Origin of the sequence: Corynebacterium frankenforstense (assembly GCF_030211955.1) — a bacterium.
Lineage (GTDB): Bacteria > Actinomycetota > Actinomycetes > Mycobacteriales > Mycobacteriaceae > Corynebacterium > Corynebacterium frankenforstense_A.
The window spans coordinates 30,689-56,571 of record NZ_JASODI010000004.1 but is presented as its reverse complement, the minus strand read 5'-3'; the positions used below and the strand labels follow the sequence as shown (position 1 = coordinate 56,571).

Annotated in this window: 22 protein-coding genes; 6 read left to right on the top strand and 16 right to left on the bottom strand. The window is 71.4% G+C overall.

Annotated features, from left to right (window positions below; genetic code table 11):
• Nucleotides 1–39: 39 nt before the first annotated feature.
• The 10 genes from QP119_RS03300 to glf all read right to left on the bottom strand — a co-directional run bounded on the left by QP119_RS03300 (nucleotide 40) and on the right by glf (nucleotide 12,731).
• Nucleotides 40–969 (bottom strand): cutinase family protein, encoded by a 930-nt coding sequence (locus QP119_RS03300; RefSeq protein WP_284773657.1) that lies wholly within the window; start codon nucleotides 967–969, stop codon nucleotides 40–42.
• A gap of 3 nt (nucleotides 970–972) precedes the next feature.
• The gene (locus QP119_RS03295) at nucleotides 973–1,494 is read right to left on the bottom strand and encodes a DUF732 domain-containing protein (protein WP_284773656.1); all 522 of its coding nucleotides are present in this window, start codon (nucleotides 1,492–1,494) and stop codon (nucleotides 973–975) included.
• A gap of 3 nt (nucleotides 1,495–1,497) precedes the next feature.
• On the bottom strand, nucleotides 1,498–3,417 hold the full coding sequence (locus QP119_RS03290) for an alpha/beta hydrolase-fold protein (RefSeq protein WP_284773655.1): 1,920 nt from the start codon (nucleotides 3,415–3,417) through the stop codon (nucleotides 1,498–1,500).
• A gap of 348 nt (nucleotides 3,418–3,765) precedes the next feature.
• The gene (locus QP119_RS03285) at nucleotides 3,766–4,794 is read right to left on the bottom strand and encodes an alpha/beta hydrolase (protein ID WP_284773654.1); all 1,029 of its coding nucleotides are present in this window, start codon (nucleotides 4,792–4,794) and stop codon (nucleotides 3,766–3,768) included.
• Nucleotides 4,795–5,093: 299 nt separating this feature from the next.
• Nucleotides 5,094–7,100: a flagellar motor control protein ZomB gene (gene zomB / locus QP119_RS03280; RefSeq protein WP_284773653.1), complete on the bottom strand. Its 2,007-nt coding sequence runs from the start codon at nucleotides 7,098–7,100 to the stop codon at nucleotides 5,094–5,096.
• Nucleotides 7,097–8,080 carry a decaprenyl-phosphate phosphoribosyltransferase gene (locus QP119_RS03275; protein WP_284773652.1) on the bottom strand — a complete coding sequence of 328 codons (984 nt, stop codon included), beginning with the start codon at nucleotides 8,078–8,080 and terminating at the stop codon, nucleotides 7,097–7,099. The genes zomB and QP119_RS03275 overlap by 4 nt, the downstream gene beginning before the upstream one ends.
• Nucleotides 8,077–8,625, bottom strand: a complete 549-nt coding sequence (locus QP119_RS03270) for a phosphatase PAP2 family protein (protein ID WP_423777748.1) — start codon at nucleotides 8,623–8,625, stop codon at nucleotides 8,077–8,079. The genes QP119_RS03275 and QP119_RS03270 overlap by 4 nt, the downstream gene beginning before the upstream one ends.
• Nucleotides 8,622–10,553, bottom strand: coding sequence for a glycosyltransferase (locus QP119_RS03265; protein ID WP_284773725.1), 1,932 nt, complete (start codon nucleotides 10,551–10,553; stop codon nucleotides 8,622–8,624). The genes QP119_RS03270 and QP119_RS03265 overlap by 4 nt, the downstream gene beginning before the upstream one ends.
• Before the next feature lie 297 nt (nucleotides 10,554–10,850).
• Nucleotides 10,851–11,096, bottom strand: coding sequence for a three-helix bundle dimerization domain-containing protein (locus tag QP119_RS03260; RefSeq protein WP_075664660.1), 246 nt, complete (start codon nucleotides 11,094–11,096; stop codon nucleotides 10,851–10,853).
• A gap of 438 nt (nucleotides 11,097–11,534) precedes the next feature.
• A complete protein-coding gene (gene glf / locus QP119_RS03255) occupies nucleotides 11,535–12,731 on the bottom strand; it encodes a UDP-galactopyranose mutase (protein ID WP_284773651.1) in 1,197 nt (398 codons plus the stop codon).
• A gap of 235 nt (nucleotides 12,732–12,966) precedes the next feature.
• Here glf and QP119_RS03250 point away from each other — a divergent pair, with 235 nt between their 5' ends.
• The gene (locus QP119_RS03250; RefSeq protein ID WP_284773650.1) at nucleotides 12,967–15,072 is read left to right on the top strand and encodes an N-acetylmuramoyl-L-alanine amidase; all 2,106 of its coding nucleotides are present in this window, start codon (nucleotides 12,967–12,969) and stop codon (nucleotides 15,070–15,072) included.
• Nucleotides 15,073–15,567: 495 nt separating this feature from the next.
• On the opposite strand, the gene QP119_RS03245 is transcribed toward QP119_RS03250, so the two are convergent.
• Genes QP119_RS03245 through serS form a run of 4 tightly spaced genes read right to left on the bottom strand, consistent with a single transcriptional unit; the run spans nucleotide 15,568 to nucleotide 20,119 of the window.
• On the bottom strand, nucleotides 15,568–16,425 hold the full coding sequence (locus QP119_RS03245; protein ID WP_284773649.1) for an HAD family hydrolase: 858 nt from the start codon (nucleotides 16,423–16,425) through the stop codon (nucleotides 15,568–15,570).
• 33 nt (nucleotides 16,426–16,458) lie between these two features.
• A complete protein-coding gene (glpK, locus tag QP119_RS03240; RefSeq protein WP_284773648.1) occupies nucleotides 16,459–17,988 on the bottom strand; it encodes a glycerol kinase GlpK in 1,530 nt (509 codons plus the stop codon).
• A gap of 5 nt (nucleotides 17,989–17,993) precedes the next feature.
• A complete protein-coding gene (locus QP119_RS03235; RefSeq protein WP_284773647.1) occupies nucleotides 17,994–18,863 on the bottom strand; it encodes a lysophospholipid acyltransferase family protein in 870 nt (289 codons plus the stop codon).
• Entirely contained in the window at nucleotides 18,860–20,119 is a 1,260-nt protein-coding gene (gene serS, locus QP119_RS03230; protein WP_284773646.1) for a serine--tRNA ligase, read from the bottom strand. The genes QP119_RS03235 and serS overlap by 4 nt, the downstream gene beginning before the upstream one ends.
• Nucleotides 20,120–20,234: 115 nt before the next feature.
• Here serS and QP119_RS03225 point away from each other — a divergent pair, with 115 nt between their 5' ends.
• Together QP119_RS03225 and QP119_RS03220 are read left to right on the top strand one after the other, a co-directional pair.
• A complete protein-coding gene (locus QP119_RS03225; protein WP_284773645.1) occupies nucleotides 20,235–21,290 on the top strand; it encodes a septum formation family protein in 1,056 nt (351 codons plus the stop codon).
• On the top strand, nucleotides 21,287–21,634 hold the full coding sequence (locus tag QP119_RS03220; RefSeq protein WP_284773644.1) for a metallopeptidase family protein: 348 nt from the start codon (nucleotides 21,287–21,289) through the stop codon (nucleotides 21,632–21,634). The genes QP119_RS03225 and QP119_RS03220 overlap by 4 nt, the downstream gene beginning before the upstream one ends.
• Nucleotides 21,635–21,709: 75 nt before the next feature.
• Here the strand turns inward: QP119_RS03220 and QP119_RS03215 are convergent, their stop codons facing one another.
• Together QP119_RS03215 and pheA are read right to left on the bottom strand one after the other, a co-directional pair.
• Nucleotides 21,710–22,378, bottom strand: coding sequence for a histidine phosphatase family protein (locus QP119_RS03215; RefSeq protein ID WP_284773643.1), 669 nt, complete (start codon nucleotides 22,376–22,378; stop codon nucleotides 21,710–21,712).
• Nucleotides 22,375–23,442 (bottom strand): prephenate dehydratase, encoded by a 1,068-nt coding sequence (gene pheA, locus QP119_RS03210; RefSeq protein ID WP_284773642.1) that lies wholly within the window; start codon nucleotides 23,440–23,442, stop codon nucleotides 22,375–22,377. The genes QP119_RS03215 and pheA overlap by 4 nt, the downstream gene beginning before the upstream one ends.
• Before the next feature lie 116 nt (nucleotides 23,443–23,558).
• Here pheA and QP119_RS03205 point away from each other — a divergent pair, with 116 nt between their 5' ends.
• Genes QP119_RS03205 through QP119_RS03195 form a run of 3 tightly spaced genes read left to right on the top strand, consistent with a single transcriptional unit; the run spans nucleotide 23,559 to nucleotide 25,834 of the window.
• Entirely contained in the window at nucleotides 23,559–23,801 is a 243-nt protein-coding gene (locus tag QP119_RS03205) for a sulfurtransferase TusA family protein (RefSeq protein WP_284773641.1), read from the top strand.
• A 3-nt stretch (nucleotides 23,802–23,804) separates the two neighbouring features.
• Nucleotides 23,805–24,173, top strand: coding sequence for a DsrE family protein (locus QP119_RS03200; protein WP_284773640.1), 369 nt, complete (start codon nucleotides 23,805–23,807; stop codon nucleotides 24,171–24,173).
• 17 nt (nucleotides 24,174–24,190) lie between these two features.
• Complete coding sequence (locus QP119_RS03195) at nucleotides 24,191–25,834, top strand: hypothetical protein (RefSeq protein WP_284773639.1); 1,644 nt, start codon at nucleotides 24,191–24,193, stop codon at nucleotides 25,832–25,834.
• Nucleotides 25,835–25,883: the final 49 nt, after the last annotated feature.

Sequence of the window (25,883 nt, the reverse complement as noted above, 5' to 3'; positions counted from 1 at the left end):
TCCGCGCCGGGCCCGGGTCAGTGCTTCAGCGGGGCCGGGTCACTGGTCGATGAGGCCCTGCGCCCAACCGATGAGCCACTGGTCGGTGGTGGTGCCGGGCACCACGTGCTCGTTGTAGGCGTAGAGCGCGTGCACACCGTTGGCCTCCACGAGCTCGCGGGCGCGCCCGAGGGCGTTGCCGACGTCGCGCGGGGCGTCGCAGATGCTGTCGTCCGGCGCGCAGATGTCCATGGTGCGGTCGTTGAGCTCGCCGAAGCCGCCGACACGCTCGCCGCGCATCGTCGCCCCCGGCACGATCGGCTGGACCAGCTTGCTCAGCGGCGCGAGCGCCACCTCGGCACCCACGCCGGAGACCTGGGTTCCGGGGACCACGCCCACGCCGGGCACGCGCCGGCCGTCGGCGACGACGGCCGCGCCGCGCACCCGCTCGGCGGGGATGATGCCCTGGCCGGTGCCGATCTCGGCGATGACGTCGCCGACGATCACCGCGCCCTGTGAGAAGCCGGCGAGCACGAAGTCGGTCTGCGGGCACTGGTCGTGGGTGAGCTTGAGCTCGCCCTTGAGCTTGGCCGTGCCCTCCTGACGGGACTGGTCGTAGCTCATCTCGTGGTCGGCGTTGATGTTGCGGAACTGCGCGGTGTACGGCAGCGTCCACACCTTGACCTGGTCCTCGGGGTAGCGCTCCTGCAGGGGCGCGGAGACCTTGAGCATGAAGGACTCCGGGTTGGCCTGCGGGTGGATCGGGTCGTCGTCCGCGGCCGACTCCCAGGTGCCGGGCGCGGAGATGAACTCCACCTCCGGGCACCAGTCGGGCTGGCCGGGGGTCGTCTCGCCGCCGCCGAGCGTGTCCGTGGGCTGGGGGCCGGGTCCCGGCCCCTCTGTCTCACGGGTGTTCTGCCACCGCACCACCCCGGCGCCGATGAGCAGCACCACGGCGATGACGGCGATGACCGTCAGAGTCTTTCTCATGGGTCAGCAGTATTCCGCACGCGCGGTGTCAACCAGTAACTGAGCGGCGTCCTGCTGGCTCAGAGCGGTCTTGCGCTGCTCGACGAGCTGGCCGGCCACGGCCTCGGCCGTCACCCGGCCGCCGTCCTCGTTGTCCTCGGCGCAGACGGTGCGCGCCAGCCCGACGAGCTGGTCGGCGTCGTCGGCGGTGCGGATGCCCTTCTCGTCGAGGACCTTCAGGTAGTCGGCCTCGGCGGGGTCGGCGGCCGGTGCCCCGCTGGGCACCTCGTCGACCTCGCGGGCGCCGAGGTCACCCTCGGACTCGTCGGCGGTGCGGTGGGAGTCGGCCTTCTGCGACGTCGTCTCCGACGTGCTCTCCTTGTCCTTGTCATGCTTGTCGGCCGCGGAGGTCGAGGCCTCCGGGGCACCGGTGGCGTCGGAGTGCTCGACGGTGGCCTCGCCGCCGCAGGCGGCGAGCGTCAGGCAGCCGACGGCGCACAGTGCCGCAAACGTGCGCCGCGCGGGCGTCGTCAATCGAAGGGACACGGGTCAGTCCTCCTTGACCACGCCGTTGGACTGCGAGATCCGGCCGTGCTCGAAGGTGACGGACTCGCCGCCGCCCGGCAGGTTCTGGTGGTCCTCGGTCGGGTAGCCGTACTTGCCCTGCTCCCAGCGGTGCTTGCCCCAGGCGTCGAAGATGCCGCCGTAGCGGATGAAGTGGGCGCCGGTGTTCGGCGACCAGTAGATGTTGCCGTTCTCGAACTCCTGGAAGGCGCCGCCCTGGATGAGCTTCTCGTCGCTGGTGGGGAAGCCCAGCTCGCTGCCCGGGCCGTCCATCTCGCCGTACTTCTCGGCGATCGCGCCGCGCACCCAGTGGTTCTCGCCGGCCTTGTCGCGCACGAGCCAGCCGCCCTGGAAGGCCTGGATGATGCCGCCGTCGCGCTCGAGCGGCTCGCCGGTCGGGTAGCGCAGGTCGCCCTTCTCGTAGCCGGTGGAGCCCCAGTGGCGGAACATGTCGCCCGGGATGGCGTGGGCGCCGGTCTCCGGGGTCCAGTAGATCGAGCCGTGCTCGAAGTGGACGAAGCGGCCGACCCCGTCCGGGGTCTTGAGCTCGCCGGTCTTGGGGAAGCCCAGCCAGGAGTTCGCGCCGCCGAGCTCGGCGTAGCGGGCGTTGATCGCGCCGAAGAGGGCGTGGGCGCCGGTGTCCGGGGACCAGTAGGCGGTGCCGCCGCGGAAGTCCTGGGCCTTGCCGTTCCCACCGGTGTCGTACTCGTTGTTGACGCAGGAGCCGATGACGCCGTTGCTGGTGGCCGCGGCGATGGCGCCGATGGGGGCGCAGTCCGCGCCGCGGCCCTCCTTCGGCACGCCGAGAGTCTCGGCGATGTAGGGCCAGGCCTGGGTCATCTCGAACTGCCAGTACTCCCAGGAGTGCACGCCCGAGGGGCGGAAGTGCACGACCGGCTCCACGCCGGCGGCCTTGACGCGGTTGACGAAGGTCTCGCTGGTCATGCGCGAGATGACCTCGAGGCCCATGCCGGCCAGGTTGCCCTGGGCGCGGCCGAGCTGGTCCTCCTTGCCGCTGCCGGCGGAGACGTAGACGGTCTTGCCCTTCAGGGCCTCGACGCCCAGCTTCGGGTCGTGGTCGATCCAGGCCTGGGAGCCGTCCGGGCCCCACATGGCGGTGGTGTTGTAGCCGCCGGCGTCGGTCTGGGCCGCGCGGATGGCCGTGGGCATGCCCGGGCTGGTGGTGTCCAGGTAGCCGGAGAAGGAGCCGACGAACTTGAACATCTCCGGGTTGCGCTCGGCGAGGTTGACCGCCGCGGTGCCGCCCATGGAGATGCCGACCACGGCGCGCTCGCCGTTGGAGCGGTAGCCGTTGCGCAACACCGGGATCAGCTCGTCCATGAGGAAGGTCTCCCACATGTAGTGCTTGCCGTTGTCCGGCTCCAGCCAGTCGGAGTAGAAGGAGGACTCGCCGCCGACGGGCAGGATGACGTTGACGTTCTTGTCCGCGTAGAACTGCTCGATGTTGGTGTCGATGGTCCAGCCGCTGTGGTCCTCGCGGGCGCGCAGCCCGTCCAGGGCCCAGACCTCCGGGAAGGTGGCCTCGGGGTCGGTGTGCCAGTCGCGGGCCAGCAGCATCTGGACCTGGATCGGCTTGTCCGGCATGGCGGCGGACTTGATGTAGATCGCGATGCGGCGGTTGGTCAGCCAGTCGACGTGGTCGATGGAGACGCCCTCGGGCAGGCCGTCGATCTGCGGGTACTCCGTGCGCACGGGCGAGCGCTCCGGCTCGCCGCCGCTCGGGGCGATGGAGTCGGTCAGGCTGCTGCCGCTGGAGCCGGGCAGCGCCGACTGGGCGCCCGCCGCGGGGGCGAGAGCGGCCGCGGTAGCCAGGCTCACCGGGATGGCGGTGGCGGCGAGGAAGAGGGAACGTCGCCGGGAGGCGCGGTGGAGCATGTCACGCATGAGCTGTCCTTAAAGTGTCTTTCGCTGGTGTCCGCTTGGATGGTCTGCCCCGTGCACGGCGTGCGCGCACGTCGACTCGCGACCCGTGTTGGCGGTGCGGCCCCGGAGGTTCCCCTCCTCCGGGACGTCGCCTGCCCGGATCCGGGAACGCCCGGTCCGCTAGGTCGCCATCAAGTTTAAGTACAACTTGAGAGTTTGGAAAGTGACACGCGGAGTAGACGCTAAGAACTTCCGCGCACGAAAGACAAGAAGGGCAGGCATACGAAAGGCGCCGCCGCCCCGAGGGGCGACGGCGCCGTGATGCTCCGGCGGGGACCGACTCCGTCGGCCCTCACATCAGAGAGTCAATCAGTGCGCGTTCATGACGTCGAGCACGCGGCCCTTCGTCTTGTGCATCTGGTCGGCGAAGTTGGTCCAGTTGTGCAGGCCGGTCGCCGGGTAGTCCGCGGTGAAGTTGATGCCCTGGGCGCGGGCCTTGGCGTCCCACGCCTGGGTGGACACGCGGGAGGCACCCTCGAGGGCGGCACCGGCGGCCTGGTGCTCCGGCAGGTAGCCGGCGTCCTGCGGGCCGGCGACGCCGCTAGCGGCGGAGATGTAGACGTCCTTGCCGCGCAGGCCCTCCATGTTCAGGAACGGGTCGTTCTCGAAGCGGCGGGGGCTGAGCACGGAGCCGTACATGTTGTTCAGGTTGTACAGGCCGGCGTCGAGCAGCGCGGCGCGCATCATGGTCTGCCAGCCCGGCATCGTGGTGGTCAGGTAGCCGGAGAAGGACATGGCCTGACGGAACTGCTGCGGGTGCTTGGCGGCGGTGGTCAGCGCGGCGGTGCCGCCCATCGACAGACCCAGGACCGAGTTGTTGTCGCGGGCCACGCCGAAGTTGCCCTCGAGGTAGGCCGGCAGCTCGGAGGTCAGGAAGGTCTCCCACTGGTAGTTGACCGGGTTCTCCAGGTCGTAGGTGGCCGGGCCGTTCCAGTCCGCGTAGAAGGAGGCCGCGCCGCCGACCGGCATCACGAGGGTGATGTTGCTGTCCGTGTAGGTGGCGGCGGCGTTGGTGTCCACCAGCCAGGCGTTGGAGACGTCGGTGGCACGCAGGCCGTCGAGCATGTAGAGGCCGGCGTTGCCGCCGCGGCCGGAGGGCTGGATCTGGACGGTGATGTTGCGGCCCATGGCCGGCGACCAGACGTCGCAGCGCTGGACCCAGTAGCCCACGCCGTCCCACTCGCAGGTGCCGGTGGCGTCCGGGCGCAGCCAGTCGCGGTTGCCCTGGGCCTGGGCGACGCCGCCCCCGGCGACCATGAGACCGGCCGCCGTGGCGAGCGCGGCGACGCCGGCGACGGTCTTGCGACCGGCGTGGCGCAGAGTGCTCAGTACAGACATTCTGGGATTCTCCTTGGTTCGGCGATCCGCCCTCGGTCGGCGGCGGGGACCCGACGGGTGTCGGGCGTCCCCCGCTCCATCGGCGGAACTCGGTGCGGTGTTACACGTGGCGTGAAGCCCCCCCCGACAGTCGGGCGTGCCGGAGAGCCGGCGACGGCCGGGGGATTGTTTGGTTGGCAGTATAGGACAGCTCCCAGCACGAGAAAAGTTGAATTTTATCTTCCCGTGACCTTTTCGTGACGTAACCAGGCGCTTATCCGTCGCCGGATGACGCTTTCCGACGCCGCGCGGGGTGCGCTTCAGCGCCCCCAGCGCGCGGCCATGGGGTCACCGTCGGTGTGCGCCTCGACCGGCCAGGCGACCTGCGGCCGCTCCCCCGCGGCGTCGGCGTCAGCGGAGTCGGCGTCGGAACCGGAGCCGTCGAGGTAGGCCCGCGGGTCGGAGTCGAGCTGCAGCGTGCGCCCGTCGGTGAGCGCAAAGCGGATGTTGGCCCGGAAGCGCTGCCAGCTCATCGGCTCGCGGTAGGAGGCCAGCAGCTCGGCGATCCGCGGGTCGCGCAGCGCGCCGCGGGCGGCGCGGGCGGCGCGGATCTCGTCGGCGTCGACGAACTCGGGTAGGCGGTCCAGGTCCGCCGCGCCCTCGGCCAGCTGCCACTCCAGCGGGAGGTTCTTGTCGTGGCCGACGCGCCCGTCGGGGATCTCGGGCTGGCGCGCGGCCAGCGGGGTGGCCAGGCCCACCGTGTCGAGCACGCGCACGTCCAGCGGCGCGTTCATGCTCGTCATGCCCAGGTTGATCAGGTAGACGGTGGGCGGGGTGCCCGCCAGGTCGGCCGGCGTGCCGTCGGAGCCGTCGGTGCGCGGGACGGTGATCCAGGAGTAGCCGCCGGTGGTCTTCTCCAGCGAGATCTGCATGGCCTGCGCGTCCCGGTCGCGACGGGCCTCCTCGACGGCCTCCGGGAAGTTGCGCAGCGAGCCGATGGCCAGGAAGTCCTCGGCCTTGCGCGGCGGGTCGCCCGGCTCGCCGCCGACGACGACGGCCCAAAAGGCGCGCTCGTCGACGATGCCCAGGTCCTCGTGGTCGCCCGGGGCCTCCCAGCGGTGGCCGACGAGCACGACGACCAGCGCCCAGACGGCGAGAGCCGCGCAGGCCAGCCCGGCCACCAGCGCACCGGTGCGGTCCGGGCGGTCGCGGTCGAAGACGGGCACGACGGCCACGGGCAGCAGCGCGGCGAAGAGCGGCAGCAGCCACATCCTGCCGTGCATGAAGTCGCCGCCGACGCGCAACACGTAGACACTGTGCAGCGCCGCACACGCCAGCACCACGCCGACGGCCACAGCCGGGCGGCGCGCCCCCGCGCGCCGCGCCCACGCCGCGCGGATGCCGCGCACGGGGACCGACGCGGCGTCGTCAATCTCACGCCGGCTGCGCGCACGCACCGCGAGCCAGGCACCGAGGGCGACGAGCACCAGCGTCGGCAGCCACGTCTGGTAGGCGGCGATGAAGTCGCGGGCGTAGTTGAGACCGGAGGCCCAGTCGGAGCCCGAGGCGCTCTTTGCCACGGCCGTGTGCGGGGTGAGCAGGCCGTAGTAGCCCATGCGGAAGATCTGGTAGGCCGCCGGCAGCGGCAGCCCGCAGGCCAGCACGGGCAGCGCGCGGCGCCAGGTGCCGGCGGTGACCAGGAGCATCAGGCCGACCACGCCGCCGTAGAGGGCGAGCTCGGGGCGCACCAGCCAGCTCAGCCCCGCCCAGCAGGCGAGGACCCCGACCAGGCCCGCCGAGGCGGTCGCGCGGGTGGCCCAGCGCGCCAGCAGCCACCACAGCACGCCGAGCCAGGCCAGCGAGAGGCCCCACTCGAGCCCGGAGGTGGCGAAGTCACGCGCCGGCGGCAGCGCGAGGTAGACCACCAGACCCGCGGGCACAAGCACGAGGTTCACCCGGCCCGTGCCGGGGCCGCGGTGCATCCGGGCGGCGCCCAGGGCGGCGGCGAGGACGCCGAGGACCGTCAGCGCCAGCGCGAGGACGGTGGCGACGCGCTCGAGGCGCCAGTCGGTGAGCTCGGCGCCGGCCCAGATGAGGTACTGCCACAGCGCCGAGGTGTTGGTCTCCACCCGCTCGCCGGCGTTGAAGACCGGGCCGTTGCCGGCCATGAGGTTGCGCACGGTGCGCAGGACGATGAGGCCGTCGTCGCTCATCCAGCGCCGGGCGTACCCGCCCCAGAACATCAGCACGGCGGCGAGCACGCCGGAGGCGGTCGCCGTCGCGGCGGTCAGGGAGACCGCGGTGTTCCGGGCCTGGCGGTGCGTCACAGCGCCGGCACGAGGTAGACGGCAACGGCCATGCACGCGATCCAGGCCAGGGCCAGGATCTGCAGCACGCGGTCGGTCAGCGCCAGCTCGTCGGGCGCGCCGCCGTCGCCGCGGTCGACGTCCGCGGCGTAACGCAGGATCGCGATGGTGAACGGCACCATCGAGACCTGGTACCAGATGGCGGCGGCCCCGGAGGCCTGCTCGGCCATCTCGAAGCCCCACAGCGAGTAGGCGATGACCACCGCGGTGGCGGCCAGCGTCCACACGAAACGCAGGTAGGTTGGGGTGTAGCCCTGCAGGGCCTTGCGAATCTTGGCGCCGGTGTGCTCGGAGAGCAGAAGCTCGGAGTAGCGCTTGCCCGAGGCCATGAACAGCGAACCGAAAGCCATGACCAGCAGGAACCACTGCGACAGCGAGATCCCGGCGGCCACGCCACCGGCCATCGCGCGCAGCATGAACCCGGAGGAGACCAGTGCGATGTCGATGACGGGCTGGTGCTTCCAGCCGAAGCAGTAGCCCAGCTGCAGGCCGATGTAGACGGCCACGACCAGTGCCAGCTGCGCGCCCGCGGTGGCGAGGAAGGACAAGCCCACCGCGCCGACGATCAGCGTGACGGCCATGGCGTAGGCCAAGCCGACCGGCAGCACGCCGGCGGCGATCGGGCGGAAGCGCTTGGTCGGGTGCGCCCGGTCAGCCTCGACGTCGCGGGCGTCGTTGATCAGGTAGATGGACGAGGCCGCCAGGCAGAAGACGACGAAGGCCAGGGCGACGTCCGCGATGGTGCGCGGGTCGGTCAGGGCGTCCGCGCCGGCGGCCGCGGGGGCGGCGACGACGAGGACGTTCTTGACCCACTGCTTCGGGCGCAGCGCCTTGACCATGCCCTCGGCGAGGTTGCGCGGGGGCCGGCGCTTCTTCTTGGTGTCGACGCCCTCGGTGTGGGGCTCGGAGTCGAAGATCCGCTGCTCTGGCTGATGTGTCACCTTGTCCGTGCCTTCCTGTCGGCTTGTGCGTCGACGGCGCTGACCGCCTTGGCGGTCGCCGCCCCGATCGCGGCCCCGACGGCCGTGTCGACGAGGAAGTGCACGCCGAGCACCATGCGCGAGACCATCATCACGGGCACGCCGAGAAGCGGCAACCGGTTGCCGGTCAGCTCGGCCACGGAGACGAGTGCCGCGGTGGTCGAGGTGGCGTGCGAGGAGGGGAACGACAGTTTAGAGGGGGTGCCCACGCCAACGGAAATCCGCGGGTCGTCCGGACGCGGCCGGCGCACGACGCGCTTGAGCACCACGCTGGCGGCGTGCGCGAGGAAGGCCGAGACCCCGACGCGCACCCAGGCGCGGCGGCGCAGCCCGTCCAGGGCGGCGCCAGCGGCGGACAGCCCCATCCAGCCCAGGGCGTGCTCGCCGAAGTGGGAGAGCCCGCGGGCGGCGGGCAGCACACCGGGGACGTCGGCCACGGCGCCCTGGAGGGCGACCAGGACGTCGCTCTCGCGGGCGCGCAGCTTCTTCAGGTCGATCAGGCTCACCGGAAGATCCTCCCCCAGGCGGTGCGGCTGGTCAGCTCGGGCGCGGCGGCGCGGTACTCGGCGCGCAGGCGGTCGAAGTTCTCGCGCAGCTCCTTGTGCAGCGCGAAGGTCTCCTTGACCAGCTTCTTGGCCAGGTCGCGGTCGCGCTTGCGAAAGACGACGTTCTTACCGTCGGCGGTGGTCACGGTGGCGCCGTCGATGCGCGAGAGGGAGAACCAGCGGGCCTCGTCCTTGGCGAGGTTGAGCTGGGGCACCTCGTGGGCGGCCGGGTCGGCCCGCTTGAGCGAGTGGGCCACGCCCTTGATCAGCCACGGGATCTTCTTGATCTTGGCCAGGCGCCCGCCGATGTTCTGCGTGGGCACGCCGGGCGCGCCGGTGGCGCGCGGCAGGGCCGCCGCACCGGGCAGCTTCTGGGCGTCCGGGTACTCCGAGCGGATCTTGTTGATCCGCGGCAGGGAGGACTCGAGGATGTCGAAGAGCCGGTCCGGGCCGGCGAGGAAGTCGCGCATGGCCTCCAGCTGGACGGCCAGCGTCGAGTACTCCAGGCACATCGCGTGCTTGAAGGTGGTCTTGCGCAGCGAGCGGATGATGCCGTCGACAGGACCGTCGTGGTGCAGGGCGGCGACGATCAGGCGGTTGCGCAGGTGGAAGTAGGCCTGCCAGTCGATCGCGTCGTCCTTGTCGGCCCAGGACATGTGCCAGATGGCCACGCCGGGCCAGGTGGCGGTCTCGAAGCCGCGCTGGGCGGCGCGCAGGGAGTACTCGGTGTCGTCCCACTTGATGAACAGCGGCAGCGGCTGGCCGGTGGTCTCCGCGACGACGCGCGGGAACAGGCACATCCACCAGCCGTTGTAGTCGACCTCGATGCGGCGGTGCAGGTCGCGCGAGTTGGGCACCTCGGGGCGGTCGCCCGGCTCACCGAGGTCGTTCATCGGGTTGCGCGAGAAGTCGTGGTCGTAGTGGACGTGCGGGGCCGGGCCCCACATGAAGTCGCCGCGGTTGACCACCTCGCCCATGGTGCGCAGCTCGGCGCGGTTGAGCAGGTTGAGCATCTGCCCGCCGATGATGGTCGGGCGCGCGGAGTAGCGGGCGACCTGGACGGCGCGCAGGATCGAGTCCGGCTCGATGGCGATGTCGTCGTCCATGTAGAGGATGTAGGGGCTGCCATGGTCAGCCTCGCCCTCACCGTCGACGCCGCCGAGGGCCTCGAACATGATGCGCGAGTAGCCGCCGGAGCCGCCGAGGTTGCCCTGGCGGAACTCGTGGAAGCGCTCGCCGAAGCGGGCGGTGATCTCGGCGTAGCCGGGCTCGTCGGCCGGGTGGCGGTCGCCCTGGTCGGGCATGAGCACCGCGTCGATGATCTCGTCGACCTCGGGGTCGGCGGCCAGGGCCTCGAGGGCGGCCACCGCGTCGGTCGGGCGGTTGAAGGTCGGGATGCCGACGGTCACGCGGCACTCGAAGGGGCCGACCTGGGTGCCGTCGGGCATGGTCTGCGGGCCGGGGGCGGCCGGGGCGTACCAGCCGCCGTCGGAGAGGGTGACCTCCGTCTCGGCGGTGACGTCGAACCAGTACCAGCCGCCGTCCTCGAAGGGGGCGAGCGAGAGCTCGAAGGCGGCGGTGCCGTCGGTGACCACGGCGGCGTCGACGGCGATGCGCCCGCCGTCGGGACGCGAGCGGTAGACGTCGATGCGCGCGGTGCCGGCGACCTCGACCTTGAGGATGACACTGTCGAGCTGGGAGTAGCGGCGCCAGTAGGAGGCCGGGAAGGCGTTGAAGTAGGTCTCGAAGCTGAGCTCGTCGCCGGCCGGGACGGTCACGGAGAGGCGGTCGGGGAAGCGCACGCGTCCGCCCGAGGAGTCGGTCTCCATCAGGTAGAGGGTGCGCACGTCGCCGGGCTCGCCGAGGCGCGGCAGCAGGAGACGCTGCAGCTTCTCGACGGCGCGGCCGGCGGCCTGGGCCGCGGCCTCGGTGGCGCGGTCGGCCGGCTGCGGGGTGCTGGACGCGGATTCGCTCACGGTGCTCAGTCTCGCCTTTCGGGTCGGGGGATCGGCGGGCGCGGGCGGGACGGGCGGCCCTTCCGCGCGGTGTACCTCGTTAAAGGGTAGCCGTTGGCGCGGCGCGGACCGTCATCAAACACGCCGCGACCCCCGGTGCCGCGGTGAGCGGCCCGGGGGTCGGGGTCGAAGGCTTCGACTCTTGTCCGACGGGTGCCGGGGTGCTGCGGATCAGGCCGCGAGGGCCGCGCAGTCGTTCTCGACGGAGTGCAGGACGTGGACGTCGGCCATGCCGGCACGGTCAGCCAGGCGGGCGACGGCCTCGCGCTCGATGAGCACGGTCCGGAACATCGTCACCGCGTCCTTCTTGGCCTCGACGGTTTCATCCAGCACGCGGTCCACGAGCTGCGCGCCGAGGTCGTCGTCGAAGCGGGCGTGCAGGTCCTCTCGGAGGCTGTTGATGAGAGTGTTGGACATGTTGGTCACCGCTCCTTTCGTTTTGGTTAATTCTGCGGTGTTGCTTTGTTAACTTACCGTTAACCTAGCGGGTGAAGTCCAGCCGTTCAAGCGTTTCCGTCGAACTTCTCCGGAAAACTTTCGCTCCCGGCCGGTCACCCGGTGGGAACTTTTCGTTTCCTCTCCGTTAACCTGGTGTTCACTTTAGCCCAGGGCGCTAGGTTAACGCAAGGTTAACTTCGCTGGCGAGGCGCGTTCGCCCGTTTCCGCGACATATGGCTCGCGTCACATAGGCCCTGCGCACCCCGGATTTCGCCCGATGGCGGTCGCCGACAGCCCCCCGGCGCCGTCCTGACACGCCGAAAGGGGCGCGGGCCCGCGGCCCACGCCCCTTCCTTGTCCCCCGGGACAGCGCCGACGGCGCCCCGTCCCCCGGGAGGTCGCCGGAGGCGGCCTCCCCTAGTGCCCGCGCGGCTGGGCGAGCGGCTTGCCCTCCTCGAAGAAGGGCACCAGCAGGTTGTCGAACATGGTCAGCGCGCTGCCGATGGCCATGTGCATGTCGAGGTACTGGTAGGTGCCCAGGCGGCCGCCGAAGAGCACCTTGTTCTCCTCAGACTCGCGCGCGGCGTCGGCGCGGTAGGCCTCGAGCTTCTCGCGGTCCTCGGGCGTGTTGATCGGGTAGTAGGGCTCGTCGCCCTCCTCCGCGAAGCGCGAGTACTCGCGCATGATGACGGTCTTGTCCTTCGGGTAGCTGCGCGCCCGCTCCGGGTGGAAGTGGCGGAACTCGTGGATGCGCGTGAAGGGCACGTCGGCGTCGTTGTAGTTCATCACCGGGGTGCCCTGGTAGTCGCCCACCGGCTCGACCGAGGTCTCGAAGTCGAGGGTGCGCCAGCCCAGCCGGCCGTGCGCGTAGTCGAAGTAGCGGTCCAGCGGGCCGGTGTAGACCACCGGCGCGTCCGGGTTCTCCGCGCGCAGGTTCTCCGCGATCTCGAAGAAGTCGGTGTCGAGGCGGACCTCGATGAGCTCGTGGTCGGCCATCTTCTCCAGCCACGCGGTGTAGCCGTCGACGGGCAGGCCCTCGTGGGTGTCCGTGAAGTAGCGGTTGTCGAAGGTGTAGCGCACGGGCAGCCGCGAGATGATCGAGGCCGGCAGCTCGGTCGGGTCGGTCTGCCACTGCTTGGCGGTGTAGTGCTTGACGAAGGCCTCGTAGAGCGGCTTGCCGATCAAGGCGATGCCACGCTCCTCGAGGTTCCTCGCGGCCTCGGGGTCGAACCCCTCGGTCTGCTCCTTGATCAGCTCGCGGGCCTCGGTCGGCGAGTAGTAGCGGCCGAAGAACTGGTTGATCAGCCCCAGGCCCATCGGGAACTGGTAGGCGGTGCCGTCGTGCATCGCGAAGACGCGGTGCTGGTAGCCGGTGAAGTCGGTGAACTGGTTGACGTACTCCCAGACCCGCTCGTTGCTGGTGTGGAAGAGGTGCGCGCCGTACCGGTGGATCTCGATGCCGGTCTCGGGCTCCGCCTCGGAGTAGGCGTTGCCGCCGAGGTGCGGCCTGCGCTCGACGATGAGCACGCGCTTGCCCAGCTGGCTGGCCGCGCGCTCGGCGACGGTGAGTCCGAAGAGGCCGGAGCCCACGACGATCAGGTCATAGTTGCTCATGGCACCCAAGCTTATCGACGCCGCGCGCGTACCGCGCGGGGGCGACGTTTCCGTGACCTCTCACGGAAATTCATTCACAGGAGTATCAATTACCACTCTTATCAACTACTATCGTCAGCGGTTTCATATAGCCTCAGCTTTCACAGCTGTACCGGGCCGCGGCGCCGCGCGGGCCCGGAGCACCAGACCCGACCCTCTACCAGGAGCTTCCGTGCATCAACGTCGCCGACTCACCATGACGAGGCACCGCCCGACACTCGCGGTCGTCTCTTCCGCCGCCCTGCTCGCCGCCGCCGTCTTCGGCGGCAACCAGGTCCTCAACACCCAGTCCGACGGCTCCGGACCCGTCGACGTGCTCAACGTCTCCGAGTCCTTCGCCGACGGCGACAACGTCACCGTCGACGACGCCGCCATCACCGCCCAGGGCGGCGAGGGCGAGCGCACCGTCAAGGAGTTCACCCGCGACGAGGAATTCAGTATGTTCGCGCTGACCTGGGAGGGTCCGCGCGACGTCGCCGCCTACGTGCGCGCCGAGGTCGACGGTCAGTGGGGCCCCTGGCACAACCTCGAGCCGATCGGAGAGACCGCCGGCGACAAGCACGGCACCGAGCTGATCTACGTCGAGCCGACCCACAAGGTGCAGGTCTCCACCGCCGGCGTCGACCTCCTCGGCGGCGCGGCTGACGGAGCGGCTGACGCCGCTCCCGAGGGTGAGGAGAACGCTGAGCCGGAGCAGACCGCGCCCGCGCAGGACGCCGAGCCGGCCGCACCCGCGCCGGACGACGCGACGTCGGAAAGCAACGAGGGCAACCACAGCACCGGCGGCGCGGCGCCGATGCCGGTGAACTACGACAGCATCCGCCCCGTCGCCGAGACCGAGGACACCTCGGCCACCGACGCCGAGGACCTCTCGGCCGTCTTCATCGACGGCAACGCGCAGGCGGGCATCGCCCCGACCGCGGAGACCGACGGCATGCCGAGCATCGTCTCGCGCGCCGGCTGGGGCGCCAACGAGGGCAAGCGCTGCATGAGCCCGCAGATCGACGACCACGTCTCCGCGCTGACCATCCACCACACCGCGGGCTCCAACAACTACTCGCGCGCCCAGGCCGCCGCCCAGGTGCGCGGCATCTACAACTACCACGCGGTCACCCTGGGCTGGTGCGACATCGGATACAACGCGCTGGTGGACAAGTACGGCACCATCTACGAGGGCCGCTACGGCGGACTGACCAAGGCCGTCCAGGGCGCCCACGCCGGCGGGTTCAACCAGAACACCTGGGGCATCTCGATGATCGGCGACTACACCTCGACCACGCCGCCGGAGGCGACCCTCCAGGCCGTCGGCAAGCTGGCCGGCTGGCGCGCCGCCGTGGCCGGCTTCGACCCCATGGGCCGCTCCACGCACTACTCCGAGGGCACCAGCTACACGAAGTACCCCTACGGCGCCCAGGTCACGCTGCCGAACATCTTCGCCCACCGCGACGTCGGCCGGACCACCTGCCCGGGCGACGCCGGCTACGCTCAGATGGACCGCATCCGTCAGCTGGCCAAGGCGCAGTACAACGCCATCAAGGGCGGGGTGACCGGCTCGGAGCAGTCCACCGCGACGACCTCGCCGAGCACCTCGGAGTCGACCTCCACGCCGTCGACCTCGACGCAGTCGAACGGGACGACCACGACGTCGACGACCACGCAGCCGAGCACCCCGGCCACGACGACCAACAACCAGGCGTCGAACACGGGCGGCCAGCGCGGCCCGCTGGCCGGCGGTGACCGCGAGGTCACCGAGATCCTCAAGGGTCTGTCCAGCGAGAGCCGCGCCGAGCAGGTCGCCGCCGTGGGCGGTCTGGCCGCCCTGGGCATCGCAGCCGTGCTGGCCAACCCGAACGTGCGCGCCGAGATCGGCCAGCTGGGCGACGTGAAGGTCCTCAACGACATCACGCTGCGCGACGTGCCGCCGATCATCGACAAGATGGTCTCCCTCAGCGGCAACTCCGAGATCGAGGCCAAGTGGCGCGAGATCAACTCCGTCTTCGGCCCGGTGCTCGGCTCCGCGCGCTCGGGCGTGACCACCACGCCCTCGGCCACCGGCGGCGAGACCAGCTACGCGCTCTTCGACAACGGCATCATCACCTCCTCCTCGGAGGCCGGCACCCACGCGCTGTGGGGTGTCATCGCCGACGCCTGGGCCAAGCAGGGCTTCGACTCCGGTCCCCTGGGCCTGCCGACCGGTGAGCAGCGCACCGAGGGCAACGTGCAGAAGGTCGACTTCCAGAACGGCCTGATCACCTACGACCCGGCCACCGGCGCGGTCGACATCAACCTGGGCGGCAGGTAGGCCGACCCACGCTGGCCACACGGCCGGCTCGCGCGTGGCGACTCGCACGGCTCCGGGCGGAGCCCAGATACGAGCGGGCCCCGCATCCTCCGGCAGGTGGAGGGTGCGGGTCCCGTCGTCGTCCCCTGACGGGGACGTCAGTCCCGTCGCGGCGGGGACTAGCTGCTGAGCAGGGTGGACACGGCGTTGAAGATGCCGTTGACGCCGCCCTGGAAGAGGTCGACGAGGGTGTTGAAGAAGGTGAGCAGGGAATCGAACATGGGAAGGCTCCTTCGGAGTCTGTGGGGCCGCGGTGGGGACTTTTCCCCGCGCGACCCCGCGGGTAGGTTCACCCTCAATAACGTTCTGGAACCCCAGACTGTTACGCCCCCACTAATAATTTTCTCGCCCGATGCTAATTTCCCGGTCAGAGGCGGGAGCCGGGGCGCGCCGGAACCGGTACGCGTGCCGGAGGTGGCCTGCGCGCGGGGCCGCGCGCATAACCGGCTCAGCGGCTCAGTACCACCACTCGAGGACGCGGGCGACGCCGTCCTCGTCGTTGGTCACGGTGGTGAAGTCGCCGGCGTCCTTGACCTCCGGGCGGGCGTTGCCCATCGCGACGCCGAAGCCGCACCAGCGCAGCATCTCGACGTCGTTGGCCATGTCGCCGAAGGCGATGCAGCGCTCCTGGGCCACGCCGTGCATCTCGGAGAGGTCCGCCACGCCGAGGGCCTTGGTGACCCCGGGCGCGCCGACCTCGATGAGCCCCTCCTCCATCGAGAAGGTCAGCTGCGCCAGGCGCGGGTCGATCTTGTCGGCCAGCCTGGCGTACATCTCCGGGGCGGTCATCGACTCGTTGCGCAGCAGCAGCTTGACGGCCGGCTCGGCGAGCACGGTGCCCTCGGAGAGCACCGCGTAGCCCTGGGCCTCCCAGGTGTGCATGTAGTTCGGCGCAACCACGAAGAGACTCTCCTCGGGGTCGAAGGCGGACTCGCCGGAGCGCTCGCACGCCACGGCGACCTCGCCGAGCTCGCGGCGGGCGATGCCGACGACCTCGGACATCGCCTCCGGGGCGAGCTCGTGCCGGCGCAGGATGGTGTCGCTGGCGGAGTCGTAGAGCACCGCGCCGTTGGCGGTCACGCACACCGGCATCACCGGCAGCTGCTCGAGGACAGGGTAGATCCACCGGTGCGGGCGCCCGGTGGCCAGCGCGACCTCCGCGCCGGTCTCCAGCGCCCGGGTGAGCACCGCGCGCAGGCGCGCGGAGACCCGCTCTGCCGAGGTCAACAGGGTGCCGTCGACGTCGCAGGCGATGAGCCGCGGCCGCTTCTCGGGGGCCGTGGCGGGGCGGTTGAGCTGGATCGGATCGTTCATGTCAATAGTTCAGCTTAGTGGACCGCGGGCCCCTTAGTCGGCGACCCACCCGTAGGAGCGCTCGACCGCGCGGTTCCAGTCGCGGTAGAGCGATTCCATGCGCCCCCGGTCGGTCGCGGGCGACCACCGGCGACCCTCGCCGGCGAGCTTTCGGATCTCCTCGGTGTCGGACCACAGGCCCGCCCCCAGGCCCGCGGCGAAGCAGGCGCCGGCCGCCGTGGTCTCGGTGAAGCGCGGGCGCACCACGTCGACGCCGAGGAGGTCGGCCTGGAACTGCATGAGCAGGTCGTTGTCGGTCATGCCGCCGTCGACGCGCAGCTCGTCGAGGCCGCGCCCGCCGTCGGCGGCCATCGCGTCGATGACCTCCCGGACCTGGTAGGCGGTGGCCTCGAGCACGGCGCGGGCGATGTGGTGGCGGTCGGCGAAGCGGGTCAGCCCGACGATGACCCCACGGGCGTCGGCACGCCAGCGCGGGGCGAAGAGCCCGGAGAAGGCCGGCACCACGTAGACGCCGCCGTTGTCCTCGCAGCCGCGGGCGAGCTCCTCGACCTGCGGGGCGGTGCGGATCATGCCGAGCTGGTCACGCAGCCACTGCACCAGCGAGCCGCCGACGGCCACGGAGCCCTCGAGCGCGTAGTGCGGCGCCTGGCCGTCGACCTGGTAGGCGACGGTGGTCAGAAGCCCGTGTTCGCTGAACTCGGGGCGCTCGCCGGTGTTCTGCAGCAGGAACAGGCCGGTGCCGTAGGTCGTCTTCGCCTCGCCGGGGCCCAGGCAGCCCTGGCCGACCATCGCGGACTGCTGGTCGCCCAGGATCGCGGTCAGCGGCACCCCGCCCAGCGAGCCGCGGGCGCGCACGGTGCCGAAGTCGCCGACCGAGGGACGGATCTCCGGCAGCATCGCCGGCGGCACGCCGACGGCGTCGCACAGCTCCTCGTCCCACTTCAGGGTCCGGATGTCCATCAGCAGGGTGCGCGAGGCGTTGGTCACGTCGGTGGCGTGCACCGCGGGGCGGCCCTGGTCGCCGCGCGCGCCGCCGGTGATGTTCCACAGCAGCCAGGTGTCCACCGTGCCGAAGGCCAGCTCGCCGCGCATGGCGCGCTCGCGGGCGCCCTCGACGTGGTCAAGTATCCAGGCGATCTTGGGCCCGGCCGGGTAGGAGTTGATCAACAGGCCGGTGCGCGACTGCCAGCGGTCGTGGCCGACCTCGCCGGCCAGCTCGCGGCAGATGTCGGTGGTGCGGGTGTCCTGCCAGACGATCGCGTTGTAGACGGGGCGGCCGGTGCGCCGGTCCCAGACCACGGTGGTCTCGCGCTGGTTGGAGATGCCCAGGGCGACGACGTCCTCGCGAGCGACGTCGGCCTCGGCCAGGGCCTTGGCCATCGCGCGGCGGGTGTTTCGCCACAGCTCCATCGGGTCGTGCTCGACCCAGCCCTGGCGCGGCAGGATCTGGCGGTGCTCGTACTGGCCGACGCCGACCTCCCGGCCGGACTCGTCGACGATCACCGCGCGGGTGGAGGTGGTGCCCTGGTCGAGGGCGGCGACGTAGCGCCGGCGGCCGGTCATGGCGGCTAGTTCCCCTTCTTCTTCGCCTTGGCCTCCTTGCGGGCCTTGCGCTCGGCGCGCTCGCGCCGGTCGATCTCGAGGGCCTGCTCCGGCGTGGGCGCCGAGCCGCCGAGGGAGACCGGCAGCCACGGCGCGCCGTCCTCGAAGGGGCCGTAGTCCGCCTCGTAGTCGGCGCGCGCGGCGTCGAGAAGCTCACTCATCTTCTGCCGCAGCCGGGCGGTGGCCTCCTCGGGGTCGCCGGTGGGGTCCATCGGTTCGCCGACGCGGATGACCACGGGGATGCGGCTGCGGCCCAGGTTCTTCGGCAGGTCCTTGGTCCAGATGCGCTGGCCGCCCCAGGTCACCATCGGCACCACGGGCACCCCGGCGGCGGCGGCGATGCGCACCGCGCCGGTCTTGAACTCCTTGAGCTCGAAGGAGCGCGAGATCGTCGCCTCCGGGTAGATGCCCACCAGCTCGCCGGCCTTGAGGTGCTCGACGGCTGCCTCGATGGAGCCGTGGCCGGCGGAGCGGTCGACGCTGACGTGGTGCATGGCGCGCATCAGCGCGCCGACCACCGGGACGTCGAAAATCTCCTTCTTGGCCATGAAGCGCGTCAGGCGCTTGCCGCGCAGGTGCGCCGGGACCTGGCCGAGGATGAAGTCGTAGTAGTTGGTGTGGTTGGACGCCAGGAGGGCGCCGCCTTCGGCGGGCACGTTCTCCGAGCCGGTCACGCTGATCTGCAGGCCCTGCGCGCGCAGCACCGTCTTGATGATCCGGATGATGATCCGGTTGTAGACCAGCTCGCGCGACTCGGGGTGCGCGGGCACCTTCTCGGTGCCCACGGGCACGAGGAACGGCCCGCGGTTCTCGAATCCCTCCCGGCGCGCGCTCATGCCTTCGGCTCCAGGACGTCCTTGCCCACGAAGCGGCGCAGGGCCTCGGGCACGACCACGGAACCGTCGGCGCACTGGTGGTTCTCCAGCAGGGCGACCAGCCAGCGGGTGGTGGCCAGGGTGCCGTTGAGGGTGGCGGCGGTCTGCGGCTTGCCGTTCTCGTCGCGGTAGCGGATGTCGAGGCGGCGGGCCTGGAAGGTCGTGCAGTTCGAGGTCGAGGTCAGCTCGCGGTAGGTCTGCTGGGTGGGCACCCAGGCCTCGGTGTCGAACTTGCGGGCCGCGGACTGGCCCAGATCCCCGCCGGCGGTGTCGATGATGCGGTAGGGCACCTCGATCTCGGCGAGCATCTCGCGCTCCATGTCCAAGAGCGCCTGGTGCTGCTCGACGGCCTCCTCCGGGCGGCAGTAGACGAACATCTCCAGCTTGTTGAACTGGTGCACGCGCAGGATGCCGCGGGTGTCCTTGCCGTAGGAGCCGGCCTCGCGGCGGAAGCAGGTCGACCAGCCGGCGTAGCGGCGCGGGCCGTCGGAGAGGTCGATGATCTCGTCGGAGTGGTAGCCGGCCAGGGCGACCTCGGAGGTGCCCACCAGGTACTGCTCGTCGCGCTCGAGGTAGTAGATCTCGTCGGAGTGCTCGCCGAGGAAGCCGGTGCCGCTCATGATCTCGGGGTTGACCAGCACCGGCGGGATGACCAGCTCGAAGCCGCGGGCGCGGGCCTTCTCGGCGGCCAGCATCATCAGGCCCAGCTCGAGGAAGGCGCCGTCGCCGACGAGGTAGTAGAAGCGCGAGCCGGAGACCTTGGTGCCGCGCTTCATGTCGATGATGCCCAGGCCCTCGCCGAGGTCCAGGTGGTCCTTCGGCTCGAAGTCGAACTCGGTGGGGGTGCCCACGTGCTCGAGGACCACGAAGTCCTCCTCGCCGCCGGCGGGCGCGCCCTCGACGACGTTGGAGATCTTCATCTGCAGCTCGACCACGCGTGCCTCGGCGGTCTTCTGCTCCTCCTCGGCCGCGCGCACGCGGGCCTTGAGGTCTTCGGCGCCCTCGAGGAGCTTCGGGCGATCGGCCGGGTCGGCCTGGCCGATCTTCCGGCCGAAGGCCTTCTGCTCCTGGCGCAGCTCGTCGGCGGAGCGGATGGCCGCTCGGCGGGCCTCGTCGGCCTCGAAAAGCGCGTCGACGAGCTGGGGGTCCTCGCCGCGCGTGACCTGGGAGGCGCGCACGACGTCGGGGTTGTCGCGGAGGAGCTTGAGATCAATCATGGCGCTGATCTTACCGGGCGGGCCCGCGCGCAGGGCCGGGACCGGCGCGCGGGCCGCCGGCGCCCCGGCGCGTGGACTGTTCTTCCCCCGCCGCAGGTGGCACACTGGGGGCGTTATGAATTCGAGATCAAGGTGGCGCTCGGCGACCTCCGTGCGCACGGCCCTGCTGGCCGCTCTGGCCTCGACGGTCTTCGTCGGCGCCTACACGCTGGTGTCCCAGGACGCCGACCCGCAGGCCGGCCCGGCGCAGTCGCACGGCGGCTCGACGGACGCGGTCTCCTTCACCACCGCGGACGCCGGGTCCTGCCTGAACTGGTCGACGGCGGCGGACGGCACGCCCACCGGCTTCGAGCAGACGGACTGCGACCAGGAGCACCGCTTCGAGGTCTCGGCGCGCGAGGACCTGGGCACCTACCCGTCCTCCGAGTTCGGCGACGAGGCCGAGCGCCCTGACGTCACCCGCCAGGCGCAGCTGCGCGAGGAGCTGTGCCGCGCGGTCACGCTGCGCTACCTCGACGGCCGCCTCGACCCCTCGGGCCGCTACTCGGTGGCCTCGATCCTGCCGCCGGCAGCCGACTGGGAGGCCGGGGACCGCACTCTCTTGTGCGGCCTGCAGTCCACCGACGACTCGGGCACCCCGGTGGCCACCCACGGCAACGTCGCCAAGGTCGACCAGGCCCGGGTGACCCAGCCGGGCGAGTGCGTGGCCGTCGACGAGGTCAACGCGCTGCACAAGGTCGACTGCGGGGCGGACCACCAGCTGGAGACCACCCTGATCGTCGACCTCGCGCCGGTTTTCCCGCAGGGCACCCCGAGCGTCGAGGAGCAGGACGAGCACCTCAAGGAGGTGTGCACCCAGGCGGCGATGGACTACCTCGGCGGCGAGGAGCAGCTCTACCGCTCGACGCTGCAGCCGTTCTGGCCCTCACTGTCGGCGCAGTCCTGGGAGGGCGGTTCCCGCTCGGTCAACTGCGCGCTGGTCAGCGCCGGTGAACGGGGCTTCAACACGCTGGCCGGTTCCGCCAAGGGCGAGTTCACCGTCAACGGCGAGGTCCCGCCCCCGCCGCCGGAGCGCCGCCCGCTGCGCAGCGAGTCCGAGTCGGCCTCGGCATCGGCGACGCCCACCGCCTCGCCCGCCGCGTCGGAGAGCGCCCCCGCCCCGGCGCCATGATCCGCGTCTCCGAGGAGCGCTTCGAGGAGATGATCGACGACGCGCTCGACACCATCCCCGAGGAGTTCGCCCGCCGCATGGTCAACGTCGTGGTGCTCGTGCGCGACCGCAACGAGGAGGAGCCCACGCTTCTGGGCCAGTACGTCGGCGTGGCGCTGACCGAGCGCACCTTCGACCACACCGGCTACCTGCCGGACGCGATCTTCGTCTACAAGGAGGCCCTCGAGGACTTCTGCGCCGACGAGGAGGAGCTCGCCGACGAGGTGCGCGTGACCGTCCTGCACGAGGTCGGCCACCACTTCGGCATGAGCGAGCACCAGCTGCACGAGCTGGGCTGGGGCTGAGTCGATTTCCGACGCCCCGGTGGTCGCCGTCGGCGCCCGCTGCGCGGACGCCGCTGCGGGCGGGCTTCCGGGCGCTTAAGCGCCGACGTCGCGCTCGGCGACGTCCCAGCGCACCATGTCCCACTGCCCGAAGGGGCGGCCGTCCGGCTCGAGGACGATGAAGCCGGTGTTGGGCAGCCGCGACTCGAAGGCCCAGTCGGCGTCGACGCCGGCGGCGTGGGCGGCCATCACCCGGCTGGCCCCGCCGTGGGAGACCATCGCGATGTCGCGCTCGGCGCCCTCCAGCTCGACGGCGATGGACTCGAGCACCGGGCGGGCGCGCCCCAGCACCGCGGCGGTGTCCTCGCCGTTGGGGAAGGCGGCCGCGGCGTCGTCGGCGAGCATGCGGTGCAGCACGGCCAGGTAGGAGGCGATGTTCTCAGAGCCTGCGATGCGCTCCATGTCGCCGGCGTAGATCTCCTGGACCCCCTGGCGCACGTCGAGGCGCAGCGTGCCGGGCTCGAGCCCGCGGGCCTCTTCGAAGGCGGCGCCGGCGAGCACCGCGGTCTGCTGGGCGCGCAGCGCGACCGAGCAGTACATGCGGGCCAGGCGCGCACCGCAGAAGGCGGCCAGTTCGCGGCCCGCGGCGGCGGCCTGGGTGCGGCCCAGTTCGCTGAGCTCGGCTCCCGGGGGCCGGGTGTCGATCACGCGGTGGATGTTCGAGGCGGTCTGGCCGTGGCGGACCAGGATGATGCGTCCGGTCATTTCTTCTCCTCGTCGGTGGCGTCGGTCGCGGCGTCGTCGGTCGCGGCGTCGTCGGTCGCAGCGTCGTCGGTCGCAGCGTCGGAGGGCGCGCCGCCGGCGGTGGTGTCGGTGACCGCCTCGCCGGCGCGCAGCGCGTCGACCCAGCGGGTGGCCGCGGCGATGCGCCCCAGGTCGGGCCCGCCGGCGGCGGCCTCGCGGCCGGGGTCGGTGCGGTCGGGCCAGGAGCCCAGGAAGGCGATGTGCTCGGCGCGCAGCCACAGCGCGCGCAGGGCCTCGCCGACCGGGGCGTCGTCGATGTGGCCGGCCATGTCGGCGTAAAAGACGTAGGTGCCCATCAGCTCGCGGGTGGGCCGCGAGGCGATGCGGGTCAGGTTCACGCCGCGCTGGGCGAACTCGCCGAGCGCGCCGACGAGCGTGCCCGGGGTGTTGGGCAGTCGGAAGGCCACCGAGGTGCGGTCGCGCCCGGTGCGCGCCGGCGGGCGGCCGGGCGGGCCGACGAGCACGAAGCGGGTGCTGGCTCCCTTGACGTCGGCGATGCCCTCGGCCAGGCGGTCCAGGCCGAAGAGGTCGGCGGCGCGGGCGGGCGCGGCGGCGGCGTCGACCTCGCCCTCGGCGACCATGCGCGCGGCCGCCCCGTTGGAGGCGCCGGGCACGAACTCCACGCCGGGGGCGTGGGCGGCCAGCCAGCCGCGCACCTGCTGGTAGCCGACCGGGTGGCTGGCCAGGCGGCGCACGTCGGCCAGCGCGGTGCCGGGCCGGGCCATGACGGTGAAGGCGATGTCGAGGTCGAGCTCGTCGTAGATCTGGACCTCGCCGGCGGCCAGGGCGTCGAAGGCCTGGGTGACCGGCCCGTCGACGGAGTTCTCGATGGCGATCACGCCGAAGGCGGCCCGCCCGGCGCGCACGGCGTCGAGGACCTCGGTCGGCGAGCCCAGCGGCAGGGTCTCGGGGGCGGTGTCCGCGGCCCCGGCGGTGCCGGGGAAGGCCCCGCGGGCGGCGAACTTCAGCACGGCGGCCTCGGTGAACGTGCCGGCCGGGCCGAGGTAGGCGACGGTGGACTGCATGTACGCCAGCATATCGCCCGGGGCCACCCCGTTAAGGAGCCTGCACGCCGGGCGAAACCGCGGAAACGCCCGTAGCCTGGGGACCGGACGCCGCGACGCGTCCACGAGGAGGACACGTGCAACCCGATGCCGAGGTGAAACCGGACGTCTACTGGGACGTCGGCGACCTCTCCTGCGGCCAACTGCTGGTCAAACTGAAGCTCGCCTTCCGCGACGAGTTCGCCCCCGGTGAGGTGCTGCACCTGACCGCCACCGGCGAGGGCATCTTCATCGACGTGACCGCCTGGTGCGGGCTGACGGGGAACACGCTGGTGTACTCCGACCCGCCGACCTTCATCATCCGGAAGAAAGAGGACTAAACCATGACCGCCACCGGCAAGTTCTGCGTCTCGATCACCCACGCCAAGGACGACACCGACAAGGCCACCGTCGGCTTCGTCGTCGCCAACGCCGCCGTCGGCTCCGACCAGGACACGATGGTCTTCCTGTCCACCGAGGGCGCCCGCCTGGCCGTCGCCGGCTACGCCGACGACATCCACGAGGAGGGCTTCGCCCCGATCAAGGAGCTCATCGACAACTTCGTCGCCGCCGGCGGCAAGCTCTACGTCTGCGCGCCCTGCATCAAGAAGCGCGGCTTCACCCAGGACGACCTGATCGAGGGCGCCACCGTGGTCGGCGGCGCCAAGCTGGTCGAGTTCCTGGCCGACGGCACCCCGTCGGTCAGCTACTAGTCCGCGGACGGCGCGCCATGGCCGAGTCCGTCCACCCCTACACCCCCGACGCCGGATTCAACGGCGGCGACCTCGACTGCGGCAACGGGCTGCTGCTGATGATCCGTCAGCACATCGACCCGCTCGAACCCGGTCAGCTGCTCGAGATCGTCTCGTATGAGTCCACCGTCGAGGTCGACCTACCCTCCTGGTGCAACCTGACCCACAACGACCTGGTCAACGTCCACTCCGACGTCGACTCAGAGGGGCGCAGGCGCTGGAGCTTCCTCGTCTGCAAGGGCGCGTTCACCCCGCCCGAGACTGCCGACGCCGCGCCTGCCGCGGCGTCGGAGGGCGCCGCGCCGTCGGCGCCCGACGGCGCAGCCGGGTTCTCGTTCCCGGACGCGTCGGCCACCGCGGGCGTCGGAAAGCGAAAGCGCAAGCGCAAGAAGGTGCAGATGGAGATCACCCAGCCGGTGGTCGAGCCCTTCATCCCGGAGACGCTTCCCGAGCCCGCACCGGCGCCGGCCGTCGAGCCGTTGTCGGTGGTCACGCAGGGTTCCTGGCCGCGGCCGCGGTGGCTGCTCTCCGCGCTGCACCAGCACCTCGAGGGCAGGCTGACCGACGAGGAGTTCGCCGAGACCGCCGACGACGCGGTGCGCCTGGTGCTCGCCGCGCAGGAGCGCGCGGGCGTGGACGTGGTCACCGACGGCGAGCAGCGCCGCGACAACTACTCCAGCTTCGTCGCCGGGCTGCTGCAGAACACGCAGCTGATCCCGGTGACGGACCTGCTGCCCTACGTCGACGACCCGGAGGAGTTCGGCCGGGAGCTGCGCGCGCTCGACGTGCCGGCCGACGAGGTTCGCCACCCGGCGGTCTTCGGGCCGCTGGGGCGCGACCGCCCGCTGGCCGCCCACGAGGTCGAGTTCGTGCAGTCGGTGACCGACACCCCGGTCAAGGCGTGCCTGCCGGGGCCGTACCTGCTCACGCGCACGATGTGGATGGAGTGCATCTCCGACCGCGCCTACGACGACCGCGAGTCCCTGGCCCGCGACGTGGTGCGCGTGCTGCGCGAGGAGATCGCGGACCTGATGGCCCGCGGCACCGCGCTGGTGCAGCTCGACGAGCCGGTGCTCACCGAGGTGCTCTACGGCACCGCCGGGGGCGGCGGGCGGACCTTCATGTGCGGCGCGCTCGGCGAACGCAAGGACTCCGGACCGGAGCTCGAGTTCGCCCGCGGCCTGCTGCGCGAGGCCACCGCCGGCTTCGACCCGCATCGGCTGTCGCTGCACGTGTGCCGCGGCAACTGGACGCCGGACGAGTCGGCGGCGCTCTCGGGCGACTTCGCCCCGCTGGTGCCGCTGTTCGCCGAGGTCAACGTGGGCAACCTGATCCTGGAGCTGTGCACGTCGCGCGCCGGTGAGCTCAGCGCGCTGCGCGGCATCCGCGACGACCAGCGCGTCGGCGTCGGCGTGGTCAACCAGAAGATCCCGGAGATCCCCGAGGTCGACGAGATCGTCTCCCGGGCGAGGGCCGCGATCGACGAGCTCGGCCGCGACCGGGTGCTGCTGACCACCGACTGCGGCTTCGCCACCTTCGCCGACAACCCGATCGTCAGCGCGAAGATCGCCGAGGGTCAGCTGGCCGCCATGGCCCGGGCCCGCGACGTGCTGCGCGGGTGACCGGCCCGGCGCCGGCCGGGTCCGCGCAGACCTGACCCGGCGCGGGGCT